General features: G+C 68.0%; 3 protein-coding genes. 1 reads left to right on the plus strand and 2 read right to left on the minus strand.

The window, feature by feature from the left end; genetic code table 11:
* Nucleotides 1–122: 122 nt before the first annotated feature.
* The gene (locus ABTZ43_RS17050; RefSeq protein ID WP_314097739.1) at nucleotides 123–875 is read right to left on the minus strand and encodes a gamma-glutamyl-gamma-aminobutyrate hydrolase family protein; all 753 of its coding nucleotides are present in this window, start codon (nucleotides 873–875) and stop codon (nucleotides 123–125) included.
* Entirely contained in the window at nucleotides 856–2,211 is a 1,356-nt protein-coding gene (locus tag ABTZ43_RS17055) for a glutamine synthetase family protein (RefSeq protein ID WP_056420625.1), read from the minus strand. Before ABTZ43_RS17055 ends, ABTZ43_RS17050 begins: the two co-directional genes overlap by 20 nt.
* Before the next feature lie 156 nt (nucleotides 2,212–2,367).
* Between ABTZ43_RS17055 and ABTZ43_RS17060 the strand changes: the two genes are divergently transcribed.
* A partial coding sequence (locus ABTZ43_RS17060) for an amino acid permease (RefSeq protein ID WP_350539628.1) occupies nucleotides 2,368–3,853 on the plus strand: 1,486 nt, incomplete at its 3' end.

Here is a 3,853-nt window from a genome sequence, read left to right on the forward strand (position 1 = left end):
CGCCGCCCACCGGCGCTGCGCCGCGACGGCTCGGGCGATGGCGGCATCCGTCTCGCCGATGTCGGCGCGCGCGACGTCGCGGATCGCCGTTCCGGTCGAGGGGTTGATGACTGTGAACGCGCTCATCGGGCGTCCTCCTTCCGCCGCGCGGCGAACGCACGGGCCTGTGTGACGAGATCGGTGAAGAGACGTCGGTCCTCGGCGTTCTCCTCAGGGTGCCATTGGACGCCGACGATGTGTCCGGCCGACGTGTCGACGAACGCCTGCACGAGTCCGTCGTCGGAGTGCGCGGCCGCCACGAGCCCGTCGCCGAGACGGTCCACCCCCTGGTGGTGGTAGCTGTGCACGCGCATCTCGGTCTCGCCGATGATCTCTGCGAGTGGCGTCTCGTTCGAGACCCTCACGTCGTTCTCGGCGAAGACGCCGCCACCGATGCGGTACTTCTCGGTACCGAGCGATTCGGGCAGGTGCTGCTGGAGGCTGCCGCCTCGCGCGACGTTCACGAGCTGCAGGCCGCGGCAGATCGCCAGCACCGGGATACCCCGCCGCTCCGCGGCGCGGAACAGCGCGAGCTCCCACGCGTCGCGGTCGACGCGGGCGGGGTCGGTGAGCGGATGCCGGTCCTCCTCGTACAGCTCGGGGGCGACGTCCGCTCCGCCGGAGAGCACGAGACCGTCCATGCCGGAGATCGCCGCGTCCGCGGCATCCGGATCCTGCGGAGGGAGGAGAAGAGCGATGCCACCGGAGGAGGTCACGCTCGTGAGGTACTGCTCGGGGAGGAACGCCGCACGCACATCCCACACCCCCTGCTGCGCCCTCTCCAGATAGGTGGTGACGCCGATCAGCGGCCCGGGGTCAGAGGCGCTCGAAGCCACGGATGCGCTCCCAGTCGGTGACGGCCGCGTCGTAGGCCTCGACCTCGATGCGCGCCTGGTTCAGGTAGTGCTCGACGACATCGTCGCCGAACGCCTGCCGTGCGATCGTCGACTCGCTGAACAGCCTCGCGGCTTCGCGTAGCGTCGTGGGCAGGTGATCGACCGCATCCTCGTAGGCGTTGCCGGTGAACCGCTCCGGCAGGGGCAGCTCGTTCTCGATGCCGTGCAGCCCGCCTGCGATGATCGCCGAGATGGCGAGGTAGGGGTTCACGTCTCCGCCCGGCACGCGGTTCTCGACCCGGAGTCCCGAGCCGGAGCCGACCACGCGCAGCGCGCAGGTGCGGTTGTCGATGCCCCATGCCACGCCCGTCGGGGCGAAGCTGCCCTTGGCGAAACGCTTGTAGGAGTTGATGTTCGGGGCGAACAACAGCGTGAACTCGCGGAGCGTGGCCAGGATGCCGGCGATCCAGTGCTCCATGACCGGGCTGAACCCGTGCTCGCCGTCGCCGGCCATGACCGGGGCACCCGACTCGTCGCGCAGCGACAGATGGATGTGGCAGCTGTTGCCTTCGCGCTCGTTGAACTTCGCCATGAAGGTGAGCGCCTTGCCGTGCTGCTCGGCGATCTCCTTCGCACCGTTCTTATAGATCGCGTGCTGGTCGGCGGTCTCGCGCACCTCCGCGTAGCGGAACGCGATCTCCTGCTGCCCGAAGTTGCACTCGCCCTTGACCCCCTCGCAGTACAGCCCCGCCCCGTCCATGCTGTTGCGGATGTCACGCAGCAGGGGCTCCATGCGCGTGGAGGCGAGCAGGTTGTAGTCGACGTTGTAGTCGGTCGCGGGAGTCAGCCCCTCGTACCTGCGCGCCCAGGCCTCGCGATAGGTGTCGTCGAAGACGATGAACTCCAGCTCGGTGCCCGCGTACGCCGTCCAGCCGCGCTCGGCGAGGCGGTCGCGCTGGCGGTCGAGGATCGCACGGGGAGAAGGGCCGACCGGCTCGCCGTTCTGCCAGACCAGGTCGGCCATGACCAGCGCCGTGCCGGCCAGCCAAGGGATGTCGCGCATCGTCTCGACGTCGGGCTTGAGGACCATGTCGCCGTACCCGCGGTCCCAGCCCGACATCGCGTAGCCGTCGACCGTGTTCATGTCGACATCGACCGAGAGCAGGTAGTCGCAGGCCTCCGCACCGTGCGACAGGATGTCGTCCTGGAACAGCCGCGCCGACACCCGCTTGCCGACCAGTCGCCCCTGGGCGTCGGCGAAGGCCACGATCACCGTGTCGATCTCGCCGGCGGCGATGCCGGCATCCAGCTGTTCGATGCTCAGGTTGCCCGACATCTGACGCTCCGTTCTCGTGCGGTGAAGCGGTCGGCCGACCGGCTTCGCCCTCAGAGTAGATCAACTCTCGGTCTAAAGGTAGACGAAACCACCATTGACTGTCACAATCGTCCGCAAGGTGCACCCGGCGCCTGCATGCATGCGAACGGAGAGCGGATGTCTGAGCACAGCAGTGAATCTCGCAAGGTTGCCGGAGCGACCTATACACGGGCCGGGAGCGACTATTTCGAGAAGCGCACCCTGAAGCGCTCCGCCGGCGTCTGGGGGCTGTGGGGACTCGCCGTCGCCGCCGTGATCTCGGGAGACTTCTCCGGGTGGAACTTCGGCATCGACTTCGCGGGCTTCGGCGGGATGCTCATCGCCTTCGCCATCCTCGTCGCGATGTACTACGGAATGATCTTCGCGATCGGCGAGATGGCGGCGGCGATGCCGCACACCGGCGGCGCCTACTCGTTCGCCCGCTCGGCCATGGGCCCCTGGGGCGGCCTCGTCACCGGTGCGGCCGAGACCATCGAGTACGTCGCCACCACGGCGGTGATCGTCTACTTCTCGGCGTCGTATGCGAACGGCATCACCAGCGAGCTGCTGGGACTCGAACTCCCCGGCTGGGTCTGGTACCTCATTCTCTACGTGGTCTTCATCGCGCTGAACTCCGCGGGCGCCGCGATCTCTTTCCGGTTCGCGATCGTCGTCTCGGTGATCTCGATCGGCATCATCCTCGTCTTCTCCGCCATGGCCCTGTTCTCGGGGGCGTTCTCGTGGGATGCCCTGTGGGACATCGTCCCCGACGAGGGCCAGACCGCGTTCCTCCCGCACGGCGTCCTGCCGATCCTGTTCGCGCTGCCGTTCGCGATGTGGTTCTTCCTCGGCATCGAGGAGCTGCCGCTCGCCGCGGAGGAGTCGCACAACCCCACCCGGGACATCCCGAAGGCGGGATTCTGGGCCCGCGGCACCCTCATCGTCACCGGACTGCTGGTGCTGTTCCTCAACACCGGAGTGATCGGCGCCGAGGCGACCGGAACGGCGGGCGAACCCCTGCTCGACGGCTTCCGCGCGATCGTGGGCGATCAGCTCGCCGCCGTGCTCGCGCTCTTCGCGCTGATCGGCCTGCTGGCATCGCTGCAGGGCATCATGTTCGCCTACGGGCGCAACATGTACTCGCTCTCCCGGGCCGGGTACTACCCGCGCTTCCTCTCGCTCACCGGTAAGCGCCAGACCCCGTGGGTCGCGCTCACCGTCGGCGCAGCGATCGGCTTCGTCGCCCTGATCGTGCTCGACGTGCTCACCGCTGTCGACTCGGAGGGTGCCGGAACGGTGGCCGGTGCGATCGTGCTGAACATCGCCGTGTGGGGCGCGGTCGTCGCCTACGGACTCCAGCTGGTGTCGTTCATCATCCTGCGCAAGAAGTTCCCGAACGTCGACCGCCCCTACATCAGCCCGTGGGGGATCCCGGGTGCGGTCATCGCCCTCGTGATCGCCGCCCTGATCTTCGTCGGCTTCCTGCTGAACCCCACCTTCGGCCCCGCGATCATCGCGATCGCGATCGTCTACGCGATCATCCTGCTCGGCTTCGGCCTGTTCTTCCGGCACCGCCTGGTGCTCTCGCCGGAAGAGGAGTACGCCCTGTCGGGCGGGTCGCACG

Origin of the sequence: Microbacterium sp. NPDC097977, assembly GCF_040302605.1 — a bacterium.
Taxonomy (GTDB): Bacteria; Actinomycetota; Actinomycetes; order Actinomycetales; family Microbacteriaceae; genus Microbacterium.

What these genes read in the sequence shown, in the direction of transcription:
- ABTZ43_RS17055 (WP_056420625.1), bottom strand. Translation starts at nt 2,211, where the DNA reads ATGTCGGGCAACCTGAGCATCGAACAGCTGGATGCCGGCATCGCCGCC.